The organism is Pseudomonas sp. BS3782 TE3695 (assembly GCF_050435305.1).
Taxonomy (GTDB): domain Bacteria; phylum Pseudomonadota; class Gammaproteobacteria; order Pseudomonadales; family Pseudomonadaceae; genus Aquipseudomonas.
On sequence record NZ_JBNDKB010000001.1, the window covers coordinates 5,316,455 to 5,335,245 of the forward strand.

At 58.3% G+C, this 18,791-nt stretch carries 21 protein-coding genes and 1 pseudogene; 4 read left to right on the forward strand and 18 right to left on the reverse strand.

The features are described from left to right. Window positions 1–82 precede the first annotated feature (82 nt). Window positions 83–1,192 (forward strand): RHS repeat-associated core domain-containing protein, encoded by a 1,110-nt coding sequence (locus ABH909_RS23960; RefSeq protein ID WP_429437826.1) that lies wholly within the window; start codon window positions 83–85, stop codon window positions 1,190–1,192. A gap of 52 nt (window positions 1,193–1,244) precedes the next feature. Here the strand turns inward: ABH909_RS23960 and ABH909_RS23965 are convergent. Continuing rightward, a pseudogene (locus ABH909_RS23965) lies at window positions 1,245–1,531 on the reverse strand (EscU/YscU/HrcU family type III secretion system export apparatus switch protein); the annotation flags it as partial. A gap of 98 nt (window positions 1,532–1,629) precedes the next feature. On the opposite strand from ABH909_RS23965, the gene ABH909_RS23970 reads away from it, so the two are divergent. From ABH909_RS23970 to ABH909_RS23980, 3 genes are all read left to right on the forward strand, one after another. After that, the gene (locus ABH909_RS23970; protein WP_429437829.1) at window positions 1,630–2,763 is read left to right on the forward strand and encodes an RHS repeat-associated core domain-containing protein; all 1,134 of its coding nucleotides are present in this window, start codon (window positions 1,630–1,632) and stop codon (window positions 2,761–2,763) included. A 225-nt stretch (window positions 2,764–2,988) separates the two neighbouring features. Beyond that, the gene (locus ABH909_RS23975; RefSeq protein ID WP_429437831.1) at window positions 2,989–3,309 is read left to right on the forward strand and encodes a hypothetical protein; all 321 of its coding nucleotides are present in this window, start codon (window positions 2,989–2,991) and stop codon (window positions 3,307–3,309) included. A 57-nt stretch (window positions 3,310–3,366) separates the two neighbouring features. Then, window positions 3,367–3,525 carry a DUF6124 family protein gene (locus ABH909_RS23980; protein ID WP_429437833.1) on the forward strand — a complete coding sequence of 53 codons (159 nt, stop codon included), beginning with the start codon at window positions 3,367–3,369 and terminating at the stop codon, window positions 3,523–3,525. Between the two features lie 139 nt (window positions 3,526–3,664). On the opposite strand, the gene flhB is transcribed toward ABH909_RS23980, so the two are convergent. The 17 genes from flhB to fliF form a co-directional block, all read right to left on the reverse strand. After that, entirely contained in the window at window positions 3,665–4,804 is a 1,140-nt protein-coding gene (gene flhB / locus ABH909_RS23985; RefSeq protein WP_429437835.1) for a flagellar biosynthesis protein FlhB, read from the reverse strand. Window positions 4,805–4,807: 3 nt separating this feature from the next. Continuing rightward, window positions 4,808–5,590 (reverse strand): flagellar biosynthetic protein FliR, encoded by a 783-nt coding sequence (gene fliR / locus ABH909_RS23990; protein ID WP_429437838.1) that lies wholly within the window; start codon window positions 5,588–5,590, stop codon window positions 4,808–4,810. A gap of 3 nt (window positions 5,591–5,593) precedes the next feature. Beyond that, window positions 5,594–5,863: a flagellar biosynthesis protein FliQ gene (gene fliQ / locus ABH909_RS23995; protein ID WP_063342917.1), complete on the reverse strand. Its 270-nt coding sequence runs from the start codon at window positions 5,861–5,863 to the stop codon at window positions 5,594–5,596. Beyond that, entirely contained in the window at window positions 5,860–6,618 is a 759-nt protein-coding gene (fliP, locus tag ABH909_RS24000; protein WP_429437841.1) for a flagellar type III secretion system pore protein FliP, read from the reverse strand. The genes fliQ and fliP overlap by 4 nt, the downstream gene beginning before the upstream one ends. Then, window positions 6,618–7,079 (reverse strand): flagellar biosynthetic protein FliO, encoded by a 462-nt coding sequence (gene fliO, locus ABH909_RS24005; protein ID WP_429437844.1) that lies wholly within the window; start codon window positions 7,077–7,079, stop codon window positions 6,618–6,620. The genes fliP and fliO overlap by 1 nt, the downstream gene beginning before the upstream one ends. Further along, window positions 7,080–7,538 (reverse strand): flagellar motor switch protein FliN, encoded by a 459-nt coding sequence (gene fliN / locus ABH909_RS24010; protein ID WP_008072631.1) that lies wholly within the window; start codon window positions 7,536–7,538, stop codon window positions 7,080–7,082. Window positions 7,539–7,603: 65 nt separating this feature from the next. Next, window positions 7,604–8,572, reverse strand: coding sequence for a flagellar motor switch protein FliM (gene fliM / locus ABH909_RS24015; RefSeq protein ID WP_429437846.1), 969 nt, complete (start codon window positions 8,570–8,572; stop codon window positions 7,604–7,606). 9 nt (window positions 8,573–8,581) lie between these two features. Beyond that, entirely contained in the window at window positions 8,582–9,085 is a 504-nt protein-coding gene (gene fliL, locus ABH909_RS24020; protein ID WP_429437849.1) for a flagellar basal body-associated protein FliL, read from the reverse strand. Window positions 9,086–9,292: 207 nt separating this feature from the next. Next, window positions 9,293–10,654, reverse strand: a complete 1,362-nt coding sequence (locus tag ABH909_RS24025) for a flagellar hook-length control protein FliK (RefSeq protein WP_429437851.1) — start codon at window positions 10,652–10,654, stop codon at window positions 9,293–9,295. Between the two features lie 138 nt (window positions 10,655–10,792). After that, window positions 10,793–11,140: an Hpt domain-containing protein gene (locus ABH909_RS24030; protein ID WP_429437854.1), complete on the reverse strand. Its 348-nt coding sequence runs from the start codon at window positions 11,138–11,140 to the stop codon at window positions 10,793–10,795. Window positions 11,141–11,171: 31 nt separating this feature from the next. Then, window positions 11,172–12,875 carry an ATP-binding SpoIIE family protein phosphatase gene (locus tag ABH909_RS24035; RefSeq protein WP_429437857.1) on the reverse strand — a complete coding sequence of 568 codons (1,704 nt, stop codon included), beginning with the start codon at window positions 12,873–12,875 and terminating at the stop codon, window positions 11,172–11,174. Window positions 12,876–12,880: 5 nt separating this feature from the next. Further along, window positions 12,881–13,186, reverse strand: a complete 306-nt coding sequence (locus ABH909_RS24040) for an STAS domain-containing protein (protein ID WP_192345713.1) — start codon at window positions 13,184–13,186, stop codon at window positions 12,881–12,883. A 183-nt stretch (window positions 13,187–13,369) separates the two neighbouring features. Further along, window positions 13,370–13,819, reverse strand: a complete 450-nt coding sequence (gene fliJ / locus ABH909_RS24045; protein ID WP_063342911.1) for a flagellar export protein FliJ — start codon at window positions 13,817–13,819, stop codon at window positions 13,370–13,372. 6 nt (window positions 13,820–13,825) lie between these two features. Continuing rightward, window positions 13,826–15,184 (reverse strand): flagellar protein export ATPase FliI, encoded by a 1,359-nt coding sequence (gene fliI / locus ABH909_RS24050; RefSeq protein ID WP_429437860.1) that lies wholly within the window; start codon window positions 15,182–15,184, stop codon window positions 13,826–13,828. Beyond that, window positions 15,174–15,983: a flagellar assembly protein FliH gene (gene fliH, locus ABH909_RS24055; RefSeq protein WP_429437862.1), complete on the reverse strand. Its 810-nt coding sequence runs from the start codon at window positions 15,981–15,983 to the stop codon at window positions 15,174–15,176. The genes fliI and fliH overlap by 11 nt, the downstream gene beginning before the upstream one ends. A 7-nt stretch (window positions 15,984–15,990) precedes the next feature. Further along, window positions 15,991–17,010, reverse strand: coding sequence for a flagellar motor switch protein FliG (gene fliG / locus ABH909_RS24060; protein WP_007894195.1), 1,020 nt, complete (start codon window positions 17,008–17,010; stop codon window positions 15,991–15,993). Then, window positions 17,003–18,790, reverse strand: a complete 1,788-nt coding sequence (gene fliF / locus ABH909_RS24065) for a flagellar basal-body MS-ring/collar protein FliF (protein WP_123496032.1) — start codon at window positions 18,788–18,790, stop codon at window positions 17,003–17,005. The genes fliG and fliF overlap by 8 nt, the downstream gene beginning before the upstream one ends. Window position 18,791: the final 1 nt, after the last annotated feature.

Below are 18,791 nucleotides of genomic sequence, written 5' to 3' on the forward strand. Positions count from 1 at the left end.
CCTATCAGTTCTGTTAGTACCCAACTCTCGCACAGCCATCGATACTGGGCTCCCGCTCTTCCACCTTTCGGAGCAACCGGTCATGACAGCAATGGACAAAACCGTTCTCTGCCGTTACCGCTACGACCCGCTCGACCGCCTGATTGGCCACATCCCCTCAGACACGTCCGAGCGCCAGCGTTTTTACTGCAAAAGCAAGTTGGCCACCGAGATACAGGGCGCGACGCGCTACTCGGTCGTCCAGCATGGCGATCTGTTGCTGGCGCAACAACGAAACGAGGGGGATGCAACGGAAAACACCCTGCTGGCCACAGACCAGCAACGCTCGGTGTTGCAGACGGTGAAGGTCAATCATCCACCGCAGCCCATCGCTTATTCGCCCTATGGCCACCGCCCCATTGCAAGCGGGTTACTCAGCCTGCTTGGGTTTAATGGCGAACGGCCGGATCCGGTGACTGGGCACTATCTATTGGGGAATGGGTATCGGGCGTTTAATCCGGTGTTGATGCGGTTCAATAGTCCGGATAGTTTGAGCCCGTTTGGGAAGGGCGGGATGAATAGTTATACGTACTGTTCCGACGACCCAATAAATAATACCGACCCTACGGGCCACTACAAAACTTTTTTCGAGAACCTCATAAAGGCACTTCAAGAAACTCGCCCCGGACAAATTCCACGCCCCTCCCTTATATCCTCTTCAATTAAAACAATAACCCCTACTTCGGACGATTATGTGTTGGCAGGATTTCATGGCTCCACAAGCGAGTTTATTGAGAGCTTTAAGCAAGGCGTAAATCATCAACACTCACTCGTCCCATTCCACAAAGGAGAATTTTATGCATCACCAGATATTACAACAGCCGCGAAATACACACAAAAAATGAAGATGTCCGGCCTGGGACATTGGGAAAATTACCCTTATACAGATATATCCTCGAACCCCTCTAATATTGCAATCTCGCTTGCACAACCCAAATATGCCCCGACAATCTATGGCGTTTACGTAAAAAACTATCACAACATGACACCCGGGAAAGAATTTCAATTCATATCCAATAAAAAAAACTATGACGGATCAATACTTCGTTTCCCTAAAGAATTACATAAGGACCTTAGGGTAACTCCCTTAGACTCACTAAAAAACCCACCAAAACCATGGACTAAAAACCTAATCATAAGAACCTCTCAATAAAAACCTGACTAACATTAAAACGCTAACAAGTCTATTTTAATTGACGAAAATTTTAGTCCCGCAGCAAATCCGGCGGAATAGGCAGATCATTCTGGAGCGGCTCCGGCCGCTTACCCTTACCCGCCCTCAGTACTGGCGGATCCGGTAGACGTAAGCCAGTACTTGGGCAACGGCGAGGCAAAGACCACCCGGAATTTCCTGCTCCAGCTCCGTGGATTTAGTAGATTAACCGCGCCAGCGCCGACGACTCCAGCAACAGAATTTCGTTAGCCGCCGCGATCTATCGAATCTTCGGACCAGGAAGCCGCTGCCTTTGGCAATCAGCATCGGTGCGCAGCTCGTGCCCGGGTTCCACCTATCAGTTCTGCTAGTACCCAACCCTCGCACAGCCATCGATACTGGGCTTCCCCCTCTTCCGCCTTTCGGAGCAACCCGTCATGACAGCAAAAGGCAAAACCGTTCTTTGCCATTACCGCTACGACCCGCTCGACCGCCTGATTGGCCACATCCCCTCAGACACGTCCGAGCGCCAACGTTTTTACTGCAAAAGCAAGTTGGCCACCGAGATACAGGGCGCGACGCACTACTCGATCGTCCAGCATGGCGATCTGTTGCTGGCGCAACAACGAAACGAGGGGGATGCGACTGAAAGCACCCTGCTGGCCACGGACCAGCAACGCTCAGTGTTGCAGACAGTCAAGGTCAATCATCCACCGCAGCCCATCGCTTATTCGCCCTATGGCCACCGCCCCATTGCAAATGGACTGCTCAGCCTACTTGGGTTTAATGGCGAACGGCCGGATCCGGTGACCGGACACTATTTATTGGGGAATGGGTATCGGGCGTTTAATCCGGTATTGATGCGATTTAATAGTCCAGATCATAAGAGCCCTTTTAGAGAAGGCGGATTGCACTGCTATAGCTATTGCGGTGGAGATTCGATCAATCATCAGGACCCCACAGGGCACATTAGGTGGAAAATATTTAACCCCTTTCTGTACCTATTCCCAAAAAAACAATCATCACCTAGCACTTTGCTGACAACTGATATCACTCCAACAGCTGGAGCGATTAGTGCTGATAATGGCTTGAAACGGCTCTCACTTCAACGCACGCACGAATATAAATCCGCGACAAGACGACTATCCGACCCTGGTCGAATTTCTCCGGATGATCAGTATGAATTTGTTGGGTATCACGGCTCGGCAAAAAGACACGTAAGAAGTTTAACGTGGGGAGGCATCAATCCGTCATTTCTAGGCAAGGGCATCGATCACATCGGCAAAGGCTTTTATACGACACCCGATCTTAAGCTAGCGATGACATATGCTTTTGATGTGGGAGGCATGTTAGGCGGAGAAAAAATCTTTAGTGTATACGCCAAAAACTTCACAAGCATGAGACCTGGAATTGACTATACAGCAACACTGCATCGACCTGTATTTGAAAACGAACGTCCCATTCAACTTGTTTTTAGAGAACACGTCGTTAGCGCCATTAGGATCCGAAATTTCGATCCAAATAGAATGGATAAATTGGTTTTTCCGAGAAATTCAGAGTCGCCGTTTTGACAATTCTCTTCCAGATAAAACCATATCCCTTGGCACCGCTATAGCGATATGTTTCCACATGCCCATTGCCAGGACTCAAGATTCTCATCGCAAATCCGGCGAATCGGCAATTCTTCTCGCCTACGACTGCGCCAGAGTCCGCCGGCTTGTGCGCTTGAGGGCCGGGCTCTATCGTTTCCCAGTCTCTGAAAAACAGTGATCGGGTTTGGTAGCCCGGTAGACTTCGTGCGTAGCACACCTGAAGCAGGCCTTGCGGTCTGTGTCTTTATGGTGACCATGCGCAGGGCGTCTTCGGGCGTGTCGGTTTTCCAAGTCACCGGCCTACCAACCCGCGTATGGCCACCACCCCTTTCGTTTGGTAGCGAAAGTGATGGCTCCTTTTTTCTGATCTGGCGCTCCATCTTTGTTCAAAGTAACGCCCAACCCGCCGGAAACCGAAAACGTTCCCCAGACACCCCAATCGATCCGCAAAAACTCCACGAAGCCGCCGACCGCGGCCTCAATGAGTACATCAACCTGACCGCCCGTATAAACGCCACCGCGTGAAAACCCAGCACGATGTTCGTCATTGCGCCCCGTATCGATACCGAAACCTGTTGGCGCATGCCTGCGAATCGCTGGCTGGCCAGGGTCGTGGCCGATGACCTTGCTGGCTATCTGAAAGGTTCTCAGAGCAATACGATACTGGCGATTTCGCAGACGATCATGCTTGGCGAATTGGCGGTGAATCGCGCACTGGAAAACATCGATCCGCATGGCTAGTTAAGGATTCAAGTCAGGCACAATTCATGTGCAAGCAACTGTCTTCCCCATGCCACTCGACACCTCTATTGGCTGTGATGGTCTCTTCGCGAGCAGGCTCGCACAGGTTTTGTGTGTGTGTGCTGGCTGGCTTGGACTGTCAGGAATCCCGGCGCAAATCCGGCGGAATGGGCAAGTCATCCTTGAGCGGATCCGGTCGCTTGCCCTTGCCCGCGCGGAATTGGCGGATCTGATAGACGTAAGCCAGTACCTGGGCAACGACGAGGTAAAGCCCGCCCGGAATCTCTTGCTCCAGCTCCGTGGAGTAGTAGATCGACCGCGCCAGCGCCGGGGACTCCAGTAGCAGAATCTCGTTCGCCGTGGCGATTTCGCGAATTTTCAGGGCGAGGAAATCCGTGCCCTTGGCCAGCAGCACAGGTGCGCTGCCCTTGTCCGGGTCGTATTTGAGCGCCACGGCGTAGTGAGTCGGGTTGGTGATGACCACATCGGCCTCGGGAATGGCCGCCATCATCCGCCGCTGCGACATCTCGCGCTGCAACTGGCGAATGCGCTGCTTGACCTCTGGTTTACCTTCCTGATCCTTGTGCTCATCGCGCACTTCCTGCTTGGTCATCAGCAGCTTCTTGTGGCTTTCCCAGAGCTGCACCGGCACGTCGACCGCAGCGATGATGATCAGCCCGCAAGCCATCCACAAGGTGCTCCAGCCGACCAATTGCAGGCTGTGAATGATTGCCATGTCCAATGGCTCGTGGGCGATGCGCAGCAGATCGTCGATGTCCGCCGACAAGACCGCCAACGCCACGAATAACACGATAAAGAACTTCGCCAGAGCCTTGAGCAACTCCACCAGGGCCTTGGCCGAGAACATCCGTTTCAGGCCCGCCCCCGGATTCATGCGACTGAACTTGGGTGCCATGGAGCCGGCCGCGAATAGCCAGCCGCCCAGGGAGATCGGGCCGATCAGCGCCGCCAGCAGCATGGTGATCATCACCGGCTGAATCGCAACCAGGGCAATCTGCCCCGAATGCAGCAGATAAGTGCCCATGGAGCGCTGATCCAGAATCACTTCCCGCGAGAGCGAGAAGTTCATGCGCATCAGCTCCATCATGTCCTGCGCCAATGCGCCGCCAAAAATCAGCAATGCACCGGCACCGGCGAGCATGACCGCCAAGGTGTTGAGTTCCTTGGAGCGAGCAATCTCGCCCTTCTCACGGGAGTCCTTTTTGCGTTTCTCCGTGGGGTCTTCTGTTTTGTCCTGACCGCTTTCGCTCTCAGCCATGACTCAGCGCGCCCGTGCCAGTTCGCGTAACAACTGCAAAGCCTCGGCGGCCAGCGGTTGATACTGATTGAGAATGTCCGCCAGGCCGACCCAGACAATGAACAGCCCGAGCACCAGCGTCAGCGGAAAGCCGATCGAGAAGATGTTCAACTGCGGCGCCGCACGGGTCATCACGCCAAACGCAATGTTGACCACCAGCAACGCCGTGATCGCCGGCAACACCAGTAACAGCGCCGCACCGAGCACCCAGCCGAGTTTGCCGGCCAATTCCCAGAAATGATGGACCATCAAGCCGCCGCCGACCGGCAGCGTGGTGAAGCTTTCGGTGAGCACTTCGAACACCACCAGATGGCCGTTCATTGACAGGAACAGCAGGGTCACCAGCATGGTGAAAAACTGCCCGATCACCGCCACCGACACACCGTTGGTAGGGTCGACCATCGAGGCGAAGCCCATGCCCATCTGGATCGCGACAATTTGTCCGGCGACCACGAACGCCTGGAAGAACAGCTGCAAGGAGAATCCCAATACCGCACCAATGATGATCTGCTCGGCAATCAACAACAGCGCACTCAGGTCCAGTGCATTGACCGGCGGCATCGGCGGCAGGCCGGGCGCGATCACCAAGGTGATTGCCAGGGCGAAATACAGGCGCACGCGAATGGGCACCAGCGTCGTGCCGAAAATCGGCATGACCATCAGCAGCGAACCAATGCGAAACAACGGCAACATGAACGTTGCCACCCAGGTGCTGATCTGGGTATCGGTCAGCTGAAGCAGCGACATGGCTTAACCGATGACCTGAGGAATACTGTGGTACAGCTGCAGGATGTATTCCATGAAAGTCTGCACCAGCCACGGGCCGGCAACGATCAGCGTCACCAGCATCACCAGCAGGCGCGGCAGGAAGCTCAGGGTCTGTTCGTTGATCTGGGTGGCGGCCTGGAACATCGCCACCAGCAAGCCCACCAGCAAGCTGGGAATCACCAGCACGGCGACCATCAGGGTGGTCAGCCACAGCGCTTCGCGAAAGATGTCTACGGCCACTTCCGGCGTCATGGTGAAACGCCGCCAAAGCTGCTGGCCAAGGTCCCGATGATCAACGCCCAGCCATCCACCAGCACGAACAACATGATTTTGAACGGCAGGGAAATGATCAGTGGCGAAAGCATCATCATCCCCATCGCCATCAACACGCTAGCCACCACAAGATCGATGATCAGGAACGGGATGAAGATCATGAAGCCGATCTGGAACGCGGTTTTCAGTTCAGAGGTCACGAACGCCGGCACCAGAATCGTCAGCGGTGCCTGATCAGGCGAAGCGATGTCGGTGCGCTTGGACAAGCGCATGAACAGTTCCAGATCGCTGCTGCGAGTCTGGGCCAGCATGAAGTCCTTGATCGGCACCTGGGCCTTGGTCACGGCATCCTGAGCGGTGAGTTTCTCTGCCAGATACGGCTGCAAGGCATCCTGATTCACCCGATCGAACACCGGCGCCATGATGAACATGGTGAGGAACAGCGCCATGCCGGTGAGGATCTGGTTCGACGGTGTCTGCTGCAAACCCAGGGCCTGTCGCAGAATCGAGAACACGATGATGATCCGGGTGAAACTGGTCATCAGCATGACGAACGCCGGGATGAAACTCAGCGCAGTCATGATCAGCAGGATTTGCAGGCTGACCGAATATTCCTGAGCGCCTTCGGCGTTAGTGCCCAAGGTGATTGCCGGGATCGACAACGGCTCGGCAGCGAACGCCAACGGCGCGGCCAGCATCAGGGCCAGCGTCAAGACGATGCGTAACGCACCCATTACTTCTTATCCTTCTGATCCTTGCCGAGCATTTTCAGCAGATGCTGGGCAAATTCCGGCGTGGCTTTCTCGGCATTGTCCGGCACTTGCACCGGCTCCTTGAGCACATGCAACGCGGTGATGTTGCCGGGGCTGAGGCCAAGCAGAATCTGTTCGTTGCCGACCTGCACCAGCATCAAACGGTCACGGGGACCCAGTGCGCGCGAACCGATCAACTCGATCACCTGCCCCTTGCCAGCCGGCCCGGCCTGCTGGACCCGGCGCAGCAGCCAGGCGAGGAAGAAGATCAACCCCAGCACCAGCACCAAGCCGAATACCAATTGCGTCAATTGCCCGGCCACACCACCGCTGACGGCCGGCGTGGCGGCTGCTGATGCAGCCGTCGTGACCGGCTCGGCCGCCAACGCGCTAAACGGCAAGGCCAGCGCTAACCCCAGTACAAAACCCGGAACCTTTTTCACTCAGCGCAGCTTCTTGATGCGTTCGCTTGGGCTGATCACGTCGGTCAGGCGAATACCGAACTTTTCGTTGACCACCACCACTTCACCGTGGGCGATGAGCGTGCCGTTGACCAGCACGTCCAGTGGCTCACCGGCCAGGCGATCAAGCTCGATCACCGACCCCTGGTTGAGCTGCAGCAGGTTGCGGATATTGATATCGGTGCTGCCCACTTCCATGGAAATCGACACCGGAATATCGAGGATCACGTCCAGGTTCGGACCGTCCAGCGTCACCGGATCGTTGTTCCTCGGCACGCTGCCGAACTCTTCCATCGGCAGACGGTTGGACGGCGAACCGGCGGCGTCGGCGGCCAGCAAGGCATCGATATCGTCCTGCCCGGCGTCACCGGTTTCTTCCAGGGCCGCAGCCCACTCATCAGCCAGTGCCTGGTCGTCCTGGGCATTCATATCGTCGTTCATCATTTGTCCTCGGCGGGCACCTGCTCACTCAAGAGCAGTCAATTAAAGGGGAGTTGGAGCGCCGGTCAGCGGCGCTCGATCGGCTCGATCACCTGCAACGCGAGGTTGCCTTTGTGCGAGCCCATCTTGACCTTGAAGGCCGGTACGCCATTGGCGCGCATGATCATTTCTTCCGGCATCTCGACCGGAATAATGTCCCCGGGCTGCATGTGCAGAATGTCGCGAAGGCGCAGCTGACGGCGGGCCACGGTGGCACCGATTGGTACATCGACGTCCAGCACGTCCTGGCGCAAGGCGTTGACCCAGCGTTCGTCCTGATCATCGAGGTCCGACTGGAAGCCGGCGTCGAGCATTTCGCGCACCGGCTCGATCATCGAGTACGGCATGGTCACGTGCAGGTCGCCGCCACCGCCATCGAGTTCGATGTGGAACGTCGACACCACAACCGCTTCGCTCGGGCCGACGATGTTGGCCATGGCCGGGTTCACTTCCGAGTTGATGTACTCGAAGTTCACTTCCATGATCGCTTGCCAGGCTTCCTTCAAATCGACGAAGGCCTGTTCCAGCACCATGCGCACCACACGCAGTTCGGTGGGGGTGAATTCACGCCCTTCGATCTTCGCGTGACGGCCATCGCCGCCGAAGAAGTTGTCCACCAGTTTGAACACCAGTTTGGCGTCAAGGATGAACAGCGCAGTGCCGCGCAGCGGCTTGATCTTGACCAGGTTGAGGCTGGTCGGCACGTACAGCGAGTGCACGTATTCGCCGAACTTCATCACCTGCACGCCACCGACGGCGACGTCCGCCGAGCGGCGCAGCATGTTGAACATGCTGATGCGGGTGTAGCGGGCGAAACGCTCGTTGATCATTTCCAGGGTCGGCATGCGTCCACGGACGATGCGATCCTGGCTGGTCAGGTCGTAGCTTTTGACACTGCCGGGTTCGGCAGCGTTATCGGTCTGTACCAGACCATCGTCGACGCCATGCAGCAGCGCATCGATCTCATCCTGGGACAGCAGGTCCTGCACGGCCATGTCGTGTTCCTACTGCAGTACGAAATTAGTGAAAAGCAACTGTTCGATCACCACTTTGCCAAGCTCTTTCTGCGCCACTTCCTGGACGCTGGCCGTGGCCTTCTGACGCAACATTTCCTGGCCGACCGGAGTCGCCAGCGTGGCGAAATCCTGACCGGAAAACAGCATCACCAGGTTATTGCGAATTACCGGCATGTGGATTTTGAGCGCTTCCAGATCAGCCTGATTGCGGCCCTGCAGGGTAATGCTCACCTGCATGTAGCGCTGGCGACCGTTCTGGTTGTAGTTGGCCACGAACGCCGGTGCCATGGGCTCGAAGATCGCTGGCTGCTTGCCGATCACCGCCGTTTCAGCCGCGGGGGCAGGCTTGCTCTGGGCGCTGTGCATGAAGAACCAGGTCGCCCCCACGGACAAGCCGATCGCCAGCAACAGGGCCACGACGATCACAATGATCAGCTTGATTTTGCCTTTGGTTGCGGGGTCTTTCACGGGTGCTGCGTCGCTCTTAGCCATGCCAATAATCCGTCACTATTCGGGTTTTCACAGTCGCACGGCAAGGCAAGAGCAAGTGTTATGCCAGAAGTGTCGGAGGCAAAATGGATGGCGGCGGGCAGCATCCAAAATCAAAAGATCGCAGCCTGCGGCAGCTCCTACGGTTGGATGGTGTACATCCTGTAGGAGCTGCCGAAGGCTGCGATCTTTGAGAGGCGCCCTGATTTATCAGGCGTAGTAGTCGACCGCGCTGGAGCCAATCACGCTGGTGGTGTTAGCGGCTATTTCAGCAACAGTTGCGGGAAGCTCTTCATCGGCAGACTCGAGGCGACCGCCATTGGCGTTGGCACGCCCGCCCTGCCCCTGTTGAGCCTGCTCCTGACCCTGCCCCTGCCAGCCACGGGGCTGATCGGAAACGTTGACGTCGACCTGGCCCATGCCCTGTTGCGCGAACATGTCACGCAGGCGATGCATTTGCCCGTCGAGCGCTTCACGAACGCTTGGGTGGGCACTCATGAAGGTCACCTGGGTCTGCTGATCCGGCACCATGTTCACCCGAATATCCAGGCGCCCCAGCTCGGCCGGTTGCAACTGAATGTCGGCCGCCTTGAGATTGGCGCTGGACAGGTACATGACCCGATTGACCACCTCTTCGGTCCAGCCGCTCTGATGCATGACGATGGGCTGGTTCACCGGTAACGCATTGGCAGTCTTCGGCGTTGCCGCCTGGGTCAGTGCCGCCAGACGGTTGGCGAAATCATCGACACGGGTATCGCTGCTGGCGGACTTGAGATCCTTGAGGCCGTCATCGATCAGGCCGCTGAAAGCCTTCTCGCCGCCCTGGCTGGTGCTGTCCTGATCGGCTTGCACATCGAGCATGCCTGCCATGCCCGTGGCAAAATTCTGTGCCGAAGTTGGCTCGCCATCGACTTGAGCCGGGGTCGGTGCCGCTTTGGGCTGAATCTGGCTGGCGGGCGAAACGTGCCCGCCCTGCTCCATGGCCATGCGTACGGCTGGCAGCGCATCGAGAGGATCGGCTTCGGGATCGAAATCCGGATCGAGGGTTGCAACCGTCTGTGCCGCTGCCGCAGCAACCACGGCGGCGACAGGTGCCTCAACTTGTGATTGCGCAGTGGCCACAACTGTTGGCGTTTCCGGCACAGGAGCTGGCAACACCGGCTGCACCACCAACGCAGGATCGAGGGCCGGATCGACAGGCGCGGTATCGGCCACCGGCGTCAACGCCTCGGCCGTATCCGATGCGTCATCGCTGGCCGTCTTGTCGTCAGCCTGCGCCGGTTTATCGGCGGGCAAGGATTTGCCGCTATCGGCAACCGTCGGTTCTGGAGCGGCAGACTTGTCGCTGCTCACATCCTTTTTGCCGACGCTGTCCGAGACTTTATCGCGTGCGGGTTTAGCCGAACCATCTGCCATGACGGAGGGTTTAGTCTGCGCCTGATTGGCATAGACCTGAGCGAAGCTGGAGGCCTTGTCCCCAGGCTCAGCGGTCAGCACCGGTGCATTGGCGGACGCGGCTTGGGCCTTGGCCGTCGTGGCGACCTGAAGAAGGATGTTTGGGGTAACGGGCATAAAACGGTCTCCGCTGCACTGGGATCGTAGGTACAGTTGAGCAAGTTAACTGCAAGGGTCGAGCCAGTTTGATTCACTGGTCGGTAAAAGCGCCGGTCGGCTATGCTGCATGCGATCCGTAGCAGCTGGATAGTTGCTCTATTCAGCAAGAGAGCGCTGGCGCTCCGCTTCGTAGAGGGGCCGGACAATGGCGAACTCGCCGTCAATTTCCCCGACCAGCGCTTCAATGCCTTCAAGGCTTTTTTGCTTGGCTCGCTGCTCCAGTTCATTGCATAGCTCAGCCAGCCGGGTAGCGCCCATATTGCTGCTGCTGCCTTTGAAACTGTGCGCAGTGGCACCTAACTGATCGGCATCGTCAACTTGCCGCAGCAGACTCAAACGCTCTTCGGAATCGGCGAGAAAGGTATCGAGCAATTCTGGATACCCGTCCTCCATCACTTCCTGCAACGCGCTCAGCACGTCACGGTCCAGATGTGTGTTGTCCACTTGTTCACTCCTTGATCAAGAACGCCTGGCATTATGCCAGAGCCTCCCAGAAAAACTCCACGCGAGCACTGCGACCATTATCAGACCAGGTCGCATGATCGCTCAACTGACGAATCAAATTGACCCCTCGGCCTGACAGACGGACATCATCGACGGGACGCGCCATGACCCGCGCCACATCGAAGCCTTTGCCACTGTCCTCGACCCGGACCACCAGGCAACCGCCCTCGTCTTTTGGCGTCACCTGCAAATGCACCCGCACATAGCCATCGCGTAACTCGTCCAGGCGTGCATTGCGCTGCTGATAATAACGCGCAAAACCTGCCGCATCGCGTTTCAAACTCGAATCCAGGCCCAGCACGCCATGCTCCAGGGCATTGGAATAAAGCTCTGCCAGCACACTGTAGAGCGCGCCGCTCTGAGCCCGCAGACCATGCACCTCAAGCAGCAACTGCAACAAGTACGGCAGTGGATTGAAGCGCTTGAGGGTGGCGGCGCGGAACTCGAAACTCACCGACCAGTCCAGCGGGCACGACTGGCCGCTGTCGGAATACACTGGCGTCGGTGGGCTCAGTTGCGTGGCCTCCAGCAGACGGACCTCGACCATGCTCACGTCATCACGAGCCTCGCCACGAAAATCCCGCAGTGCCTGCTCGATCTCTTCGAACAGTGCATCGGGCTGGCGATTGGCTGCAAACACTTGCTCCAGCCGCTCTACGCCAAACAACTGTTCATTGGCATCACAGGTATCGATCACCCCATCGGACAGCAGAAACACCCGATCGCCGACGGCCATCGGGAACACCTCGGTGCGATCATCGAAGGTTTGCGGGCTCAGTACGCCCAGCGGCAAGTGCCGTGCCGTCAGCGCCGTGCGCTCGCCACTGGCGATACTGTGCAGGTAACCGTCCGGCATTCCGCCGTTCCAGACCTCCACCGACCCTCGCTGAAAGCTCAGGCACAGCAGCGCCGCACAGCAGAACATGTCCACCGGCAGAATACGTTTGAGCTTGGCGTTCATCTCGCGCAGGGTTTCGGACAAACCGTAACCCTTGGCCGTCATGCCATAGAAGACTTCGGCCAACGGCATGGCACCGACAGCGGCCGGCAAACCATGGCCGGTAAAATCACCGAGCAGCACATGCATGTCGCCAGCCGGGGTGAACGCGGCCAGCAACAGATCGCCGTTGAATAGCGCATAGGGCGATTGCAGGTAACGGATGTTCGGGGCATTCAGGCAACCGGAGTGGGCGACCTTGTCGAACACCGCTTTGGCCACCCGTTGTTCGTTGAGCAGGTAATCGTGGTGCCTGGCGATCAGGTCACGCTGCTCCAGCACCGTGGCTTGCAAACGTCGCAAGCGATCCATGGCCTTGATTTTGGCCGCGAGGATCACTTGGTTATAAGGTTTTGCCAGAAAATCGTCGCCTCCGGCCTCCAGACAACGGGCCAGCGCTTCGCTTTCGGTCAGCGACGTCAAAAAGATGATCGGCACCAGGGTTTCGCCAGCCAGCGCCTTGATCTGGCGTGCAGCCTCGAAACCGTCCATGACCGGCATCATGGCGTCCATCAGTACCAGATGCGGTCCTTGCGAGCGAAATACTTCGACCGCCTCGGCGCCGTTGGCGGCCGTCAGCACTTCATGGCCCTGACGCCGGACGATCGTCGACAGCAACATGCGATCGGCCGCGCTGTCTTCGGCGATCAGAATCGTCAGCGGTTCGAGCGACTGCATGACGGTCAACTGATGTCGAACAGTTTGTCGAAATTGGAGATGGCGAGGATTTTCTTCACATCGGAACTGCTGTTGACGACGCGAATATCGGAGTTGTCGCCACCGGCGTGATCACGCAGCAAGAGCAGCATGCCCAGCGCGGAGCTGTCGAGATAAGTGGCTTTCTTGAGGTCCACCACAATGGAATCGGGTTTACTGTTGAGTTTTTCGTAGGACTCGCGAAACTCCTGATGCCGACCGAAATCGAATCGTCCCTCGATCGAAATCGTCAGCTTTTTCCCATCTTGAGATACTTCTGTAACGACTGACATTTCACGGCTTCCTTGTCATTGGCGAACGAACGTACGTGTACAAGGTTTAGCACCTGATGGGGGCTGGAGCAAGGCAGGAAATCAGAATCAAAAGATCGCAGCCTTCGGCAGCTCCTACATTGGCCGCATGTAAACCCTATCCTGTAGGAGCTGCCGAAGGCTGCGATCCTTTAAAACCGACACTCAATACGGATCCTGACGCGGCAACCGCTGGGACAGCTCATCGAGCAGTTTCTGCTCGCGCTTGTCTTCCAGTTGCCGCGCTTCATCCCTGTAGCGCTGAACCAGTTTGCGCAAGCCTTCGACCCGGGCAAACGCCTGCTGCCAGGCTTCCCGGGATTTGTTCAGGTTATTTTGGTGCCAGTTCAGGCTCTGACGCTGCTGGTCGATGGCCGTGCCCAATTGCGCGAGAAAACCCTGATAACCCAGCAACCATTGGCCCGACACGCCGCTACTGCCGCGTACGATCCATTGTTCCTGGTATTCGAGGCGGAAGTTTTCCAGGTCGGCGAGTTTGCTTTCCGCCAGGCGAACCTGGCCCTGAAAGTGTCCCAGGCGCAGGACAGCGGTCTTTTCGGCCTTTTCAGCCATTTCCACCACAGGCGCCAGACGTGCTGCGCGGCTCGAGGCCATGACCGGTTAACCGCCCGGCGCTGGCGCAAAGATCGAAGCGAGATGGTTCTCGCTGGCGCCCATGCTGATGTTGTCGTTCAAGCCCTGACGCAGGTACATGGTCATGGCCGGTTGTAGACTGATTGCGGTATCGGTTTCCCGATCACCGCCGGACACATAGGCGCCGACACTGATCAAGTCGCGGCTCTGCTGATAGCGCGACCAGTATTGCTTGAACGTCTGCGCGTGGTTCATTTGCTTGATGCCGACCACTGACGGCATGACCCGGCTGATGGAGGCTTCGATATCGATGGCTGGGTAATGCCCTTCCTCGGCCAGACGCCGGGACAGCACGATGTGTCCGTCGAGCACACCCCGCGCCGAGTCGGCGATCGGGTCTTGCTGATCGTCGCCTTCGGACAATACCGTGTAGAACGCGGTGATCGAACCGCCGCCCTTTTCAGCGTTACCGGCACGCTCCACCAGTTTCGGCAACTTGGCGAACACTGACGGCGGATAGCCTTTGGTCGCTGGCGGTTCACCGATGGCCAGGGCGATTTCCCGCTGGGCCTGGGCGAAACGGGTCAGGGAATCCATGAGCAACAGGACGTTCTTGCCCTTGTCGCGAAAATACTCGGCGATTCGCGTGCAGTACATGGCCGCGCGCAGACGCATCAGCGGCGCATCGTCCGCGGGCGATGCCACTACCACCGAACGCTTGAGGCCTTCTTCACCGAGGATATGCTCGATGAATTCTTTGACTTCACGACCCCGCTCACCGATCAGGCCGACGACGATGATGTCGGCCTCGGTGAAGCGGGTCATCATCCCCAGCAGCACACTCTTGCCCACGCCAGTACCGGCGAACAACCCCAGCCGCTGACCGCGACCGACCGTCAACAAACCGTTGATGCAGCGAATGCCCACGTCCAGAGGCTCGCTGATCGGTTCGCGCTTGAGCGGGTTGATGGTTGGGCCGTCCATCGGCACCCAATCTTCTGCCTTCATGCCACCCTTGCCATCCAGCGCACGCCCGGCGCCATCGAGCACCCGCCCGAGCATGCTCATGCCCATGGGCAAGCGACCGGTATCAGCCAGGGGAACTACACGGGCACCGGGGGCGATGCCGGCGACGCTGCCAACTGGCATCAGAAAGACTTTGCTGCCAGAGAAACCCATGACCTCGGCTTCAACCTGCACCGGGTGATAGCTGTCATCGTTGATGACCATGCAGCGGCTGCCCATGGCGGCGCGCAAGCCTTCCGCCTCGAGGGTCAGGCCGACCATGCGCAGCAGGCGACCTTCGAGGATCGGCGCACTGGCAAGCTCCGTGGCCTCGGCGTAGCTGCCGAGGCGCTTGGCGAAGCTGGTGCGGTCAAGGCGCATCGGGATCGTCCAGTGTCGGCTCGACCGGAGTAACCGCGGTTTTTTCGTCGATTGGCAGTTCCAGGCTCAGGTCCGGTGCGGCCGGGTGCAGCGCCTGATCGTGCAATTGATCGAACAGCTTGGCGATGACTTGGGTAACACGGGTTTCGATGGTGGCGTCGATGCGGCTGTGTTCGGTCTCGACCCGACAGCCGCCCGGCAACAAGGACTCGTCCTCGACGATGCGCCAGGTTTCTTCATGGCGCTCGCGCAGGGCTTTGACCTGTTCGAAATCCTGCGGATTGATGTACAGCCGCACATTGCCCACACCCAGCGGCAAGAGCTTGAGCGCTTCGCGCATGACGTGTTCGATCTGCGTCGAGTCGATGGCCAGTTCGCGCTGAATCACTTGCTTGGTGATGTGCTGCACGAGGTCGACCAGCGACTTTTCGATCTGCGTGTCCTGCTCGGCAATCGGCTCGAACAGGTTGGCCATCAGTTGTTCCAGGCCAGCGATCTTGGCGGTCAGAACCACTTCGGCTTCCTGACGGACCTTGAGCGTGGTGCTGTGGAAACCTTCTTTTTCGCCAACGGCGAAGCCTTCGTTGTAGGCCTCCTGGCGAATGCTCTCGAGCTCTTCGAGGGTCAGCGGCTGGACTTCTTCCAGCGGCACTTCTTCCATTTCCGGTGGTTCGGGTTCCGGTTCCGGCTCGGGTTCTGGCACAAACGGGTCGAAGCTGGGCAACGACCAGATGTCGAAACCACCGACGTCCTTGGCACGGATCAGGTCGGTATTGGACTCATCATGTTTGGACGACATAGTGACCTTAGATCATCTCTTCGCCGCCCTTCCCGCCGAGAACGATTTCTCCGGCTTCGGCCATACGGCGGGCAATGGTGAGGATTTCTTTCTGCGCCGTTTCCACATCGCTGACGCGCACCGGGCCTTTGGCCTCGAGGTCGTCGCGCAACAGTTCGGCCGCCCGTTTGGACATGTTCTTGAAGATCTTTTCCTTGACGCCTTCGTCCGAACCCTTGAGGGCCAGCACCAGGACGTCCGAGGACACTTCGCGCAGCAGCGCCTGGATACCGCGATCGTCGACATCGGACAGGTTGTTGAACACGAACATGAGGTCTTCGATCTGACCGGACAGGTCTTCGTCGACTTCGCGGATCGAGTCCATCAGTTGACCTTCGATCGAGCTGTCGAGGAAGTTCATGATGTCGGCCGCACGCTTGATACCACCCAGGGTGGTGCGCGAGGCATTCGAGTTGCCGGAGAACTGCTTCTCGAGAATCTGGTTGAGTTCTTTCAGGGCTGCCGGTTGCACCGTGTTCAACGAGGAGACTCGCAGAATGATGTCCAACCGGACCTTGTGGTCGAAATTGCCCAGCACTTCACCGGCCTGATCCGGGTCGAGGTAAGCGACCACGATGGCCTGGATCTGCGGGTGCTCGTAACGGATCACGTCGGCGACGGCGCGTGGCTCCATCCACTTCAGACTGTCGAGACCACTGGTATTGCCGCCCAGCAGGATCCGGTCGATCAGGCCGTTGGCCTTGTCTTCGCCCAGTGCCTGAGTGAGCATTTTGCGCACGTAGTCATCGGAGCCGACGCCCAGGCTGGTCTGGTCGCCGACGATGTCGACGAACTCGCTCATCACCTGCTCGACCTGCTCACGGTGCACGTTGCCCATCTGGGCCATCGCCACGCCCACACGCTGGACCTCTTTGGGCCCCATGTGGCGCAGCACTTGCGCAGCATCGGTGGAACCGAGGGACAGCAGCAGAATCGCGGCTTTGTCGACCTTGGTCAGTTTGGCGGCAACGGCTCGGTTATCACTCATCTGCGTTAATCCACTCTTTCACGACCTGGGCCACGCGGCCCGGATCTTCTGCCACCAGACTCTTGATTGCGTTCAACTGTGCGTCATAGCCTTCGCTCGGGCTCGGCAGCAGGATGCTGGTCGGGCCACCAAGGCTGACGCGGTCATTGGACAGTTCGCCGTCCAGGCCGCCCATGCCACCGAGTTCCACGTCGCTGCCCAGGCCTGCGAGTTGCTTGTCTTTGCCGCCACCGGTGATGTTGTTGAGCACCGGACGCAGCACACCGAACACCAGCACCAGGATGAACAACACACCCAGCACTTGCTTGACGATGTCCCAGAACCACGGCTGGGAATAGAACGGAATCTCGGCAATCACTTCACCGCGCTCGGCGGAGAACGGCATGTTGATCACACTGACGCTGTCGCCACGGCTGGCGTCGAAACCGACCGCGTCCTGCACCAGGCGAGTGAAGCGCGCCAATTCATCGGCGCTCCACGGCGCGCGGGTCGTTTCGCCGTTGGCCGCGTTGACCTTGACCTGATCATCCACCACCACCGACACCGACAGGCGATTCAAACGGCCCTGCTGTTGTTTGGTGTGGCTGATGGAACGGTCGAGTTCGAAGTTCTTGGTGGATTGTTGACGCTTGTCCGCCGGGTACGGCGCCAGCATCGGCTGACCGGTGGCCGGATCCATGATTTGCTGACCGTTGGCATCGAGCAATGGCTGGCCTGGCTGCACCATGCCGGCCGACGCGGTGGCGCCACCGGTGGTTTGCGGCGCCGAGGCTGGCGATGGCGGCTGGTTGCTCAAAGCACCCGGCACACCTTGCGGGCCATTGCTGGCGGTGCGCTGTTCGTTGACCGATTGCTCACTGCGCAACGCCGGTTGATCCGGGTTGAACTGCTCGGAAGTCGACTCGACGGCGCTGAAATCCACATCGGCCGACACTTCGGCTTTATAGCGATCATTGCCCAACACTGGTTGCAGGATGTTGTGTACACGCTGGGTCAGCATGCTTTCCATGCGACGGCTGTAATCGAATTGCTTACCGGCCATGGTCAGTTCAGAGTTTTCCGCCTGATCCGACAGCAGGTTGCCCTTCTGATCGACCACTGTGATCTGCGACTTGCTCAGTTCAGGAACGCTGGTAGCAACCAGATTGATGATAGCGACGACCTGGCCCGGCTCCAGCGAGCGACCGGAATAGAGTTCAACCAGAACCGAAGCGCTGGGCTTGCGTTCGTCACGCACGAACACCGAACTTTTCGGAATCGCCAGGTGCACGCGGGCACCCTTGACGTTGTTCAGGCTGGAAATGGTCCGGGCCAGTTCGCCTTCGAGGCCGCGACGATAACGCGTCGCTTCCATGAACTGACTGGTGCCCAGCCCTTGTTCCTTGTCGAGGATCTCGAAACCGATGTTGCCATCGCTGGGAGTGACACCAGCGCCCGCCAGCTTGAGCCGCGCACGGGACAGGTCATCGGCCTTGACCAGCAAGGCACCGGAGTTCGGTTCAACGGTATAGGGGATGTCGGCTGCGGCCAGGGTTTCCATGACCTGCTTGGCGTCCATACCGGCAAGGCTGCCGTACAGTGGCCGGTAGTCTGGCTGCTGGGACCACAACACCACGGCAAAACCAATCGCCACGCTCGCGGCCAGGCCGACCAACAGGCCCACCTGACGCAACATGGTCATCTCGGAGAGGTTTTCCAGGAAGGACAACCCGAACAGCGGCGGTTTGCCGTCTATTGGAGTGGCCTTGGCCGGAACATTATCGGCGATTGCTTCTGCCATG

Excerpts from the sequence above, each read along its gene's own strand:
- ABH909_RS23960 (WP_429437826.1), top strand. The coding sequence starts at position 83 with ATGACAGCAATGGACAAAACCGTTCTCTGCCGTTACCGCTACGACCCG.
- ABH909_RS23970 (WP_429437829.1), top strand. The coding sequence starts at position 1,630 with ATGACAGCAAAAGGCAAAACCGTTCTTTGCCATTACCGCTACGACCCG.
- ABH909_RS23980 (WP_429437833.1), top strand. The coding sequence starts at position 3,367 with ATGCCTGCGAATCGCTGGCTGGCCAGGGTCGTGGCCGATGACCTTGCT.
- flhB (WP_429437835.1), bottom strand. The coding sequence starts at position 4,804 with ATGGCTGAGAGCGAAAGCGGTCAGGACAAAACAGAAGACCCCACGGAG.
- fliR (WP_429437838.1), bottom strand. The coding sequence starts at position 5,590 with ATGTCGCTGCTTCAGCTGACCGATACCCAGATCAGCACCTGGGTGGCA.
- fliQ (WP_063342917.1), bottom strand. The coding sequence starts at position 5,863 with ATGACGCCGGAAGTGGCCGTAGACATCTTTCGCGAAGCGCTGTGGCTG.
- fliP (WP_429437841.1), bottom strand. The coding sequence starts at position 6,618 with ATGGGTGCGTTACGCATCGTCTTGACGCTGGCCCTGATGCTGGCCGCG.
- fliN (WP_008072631.1), bottom strand. The coding sequence starts at position 7,538 with ATGAACGACGATATGAATGCCCAGGACGACCAGGCACTGGCTGATGAG.
- fliM (WP_429437846.1), bottom strand. The coding sequence starts at position 8,572 with ATGGCCGTGCAGGACCTGCTGTCCCAGGATGAGATCGATGCGCTGCTG.
- fliL (WP_429437849.1), bottom strand. The coding sequence starts at position 9,085 with ATGGCTAAGAGCGACGCAGCACCCGTGAAAGACCCCGCAACCAAAGGC.
- ABH909_RS24025 (WP_429437851.1), bottom strand. The coding sequence starts at position 10,654 with ATGCCCGTTACCCCAAACATCCTTCTTCAGGTCGCCACGACGGCCAAG.
- ABH909_RS24035 (WP_429437857.1), bottom strand. The coding sequence starts at position 12,875 with ATGCAGTCGCTCGAACCGCTGACGATTCTGATCGCCGAAGACAGCGCG.
- ABH909_RS24040 (WP_192345713.1), bottom strand. The coding sequence starts at position 13,186 with ATGTCAGTCGTTACAGAAGTATCTCAAGATGGGAAAAAGCTGACGATT.
- fliJ (WP_063342911.1), bottom strand. The coding sequence starts at position 13,819 with ATGGCCTCGAGCCGCGCAGCACGTCTGGCGCCTGTGGTGGAAATGGCT.
- fliI (WP_429437860.1), bottom strand. The coding sequence starts at position 15,184 with ATGCGCCTTGACCGCACCAGCTTCGCCAAGCGCCTCGGCAGCTACGCC.
- fliH (WP_429437862.1), bottom strand. The coding sequence starts at position 15,983 with ATGTCGTCCAAACATGATGAGTCCAATACCGACCTGATCCGTGCCAAG.
- fliG (WP_007894195.1), bottom strand. The coding sequence starts at position 17,010 with ATGAGTGATAACCGAGCCGTTGCCGCCAAACTGACCAAGGTCGACAAA.
- fliF (WP_123496032.1), bottom strand. The coding sequence starts at position 18,790 with ATGGCAGAAGCAATCGCCGATAATGTTCCGGCCAAGGCCACTCCAATA.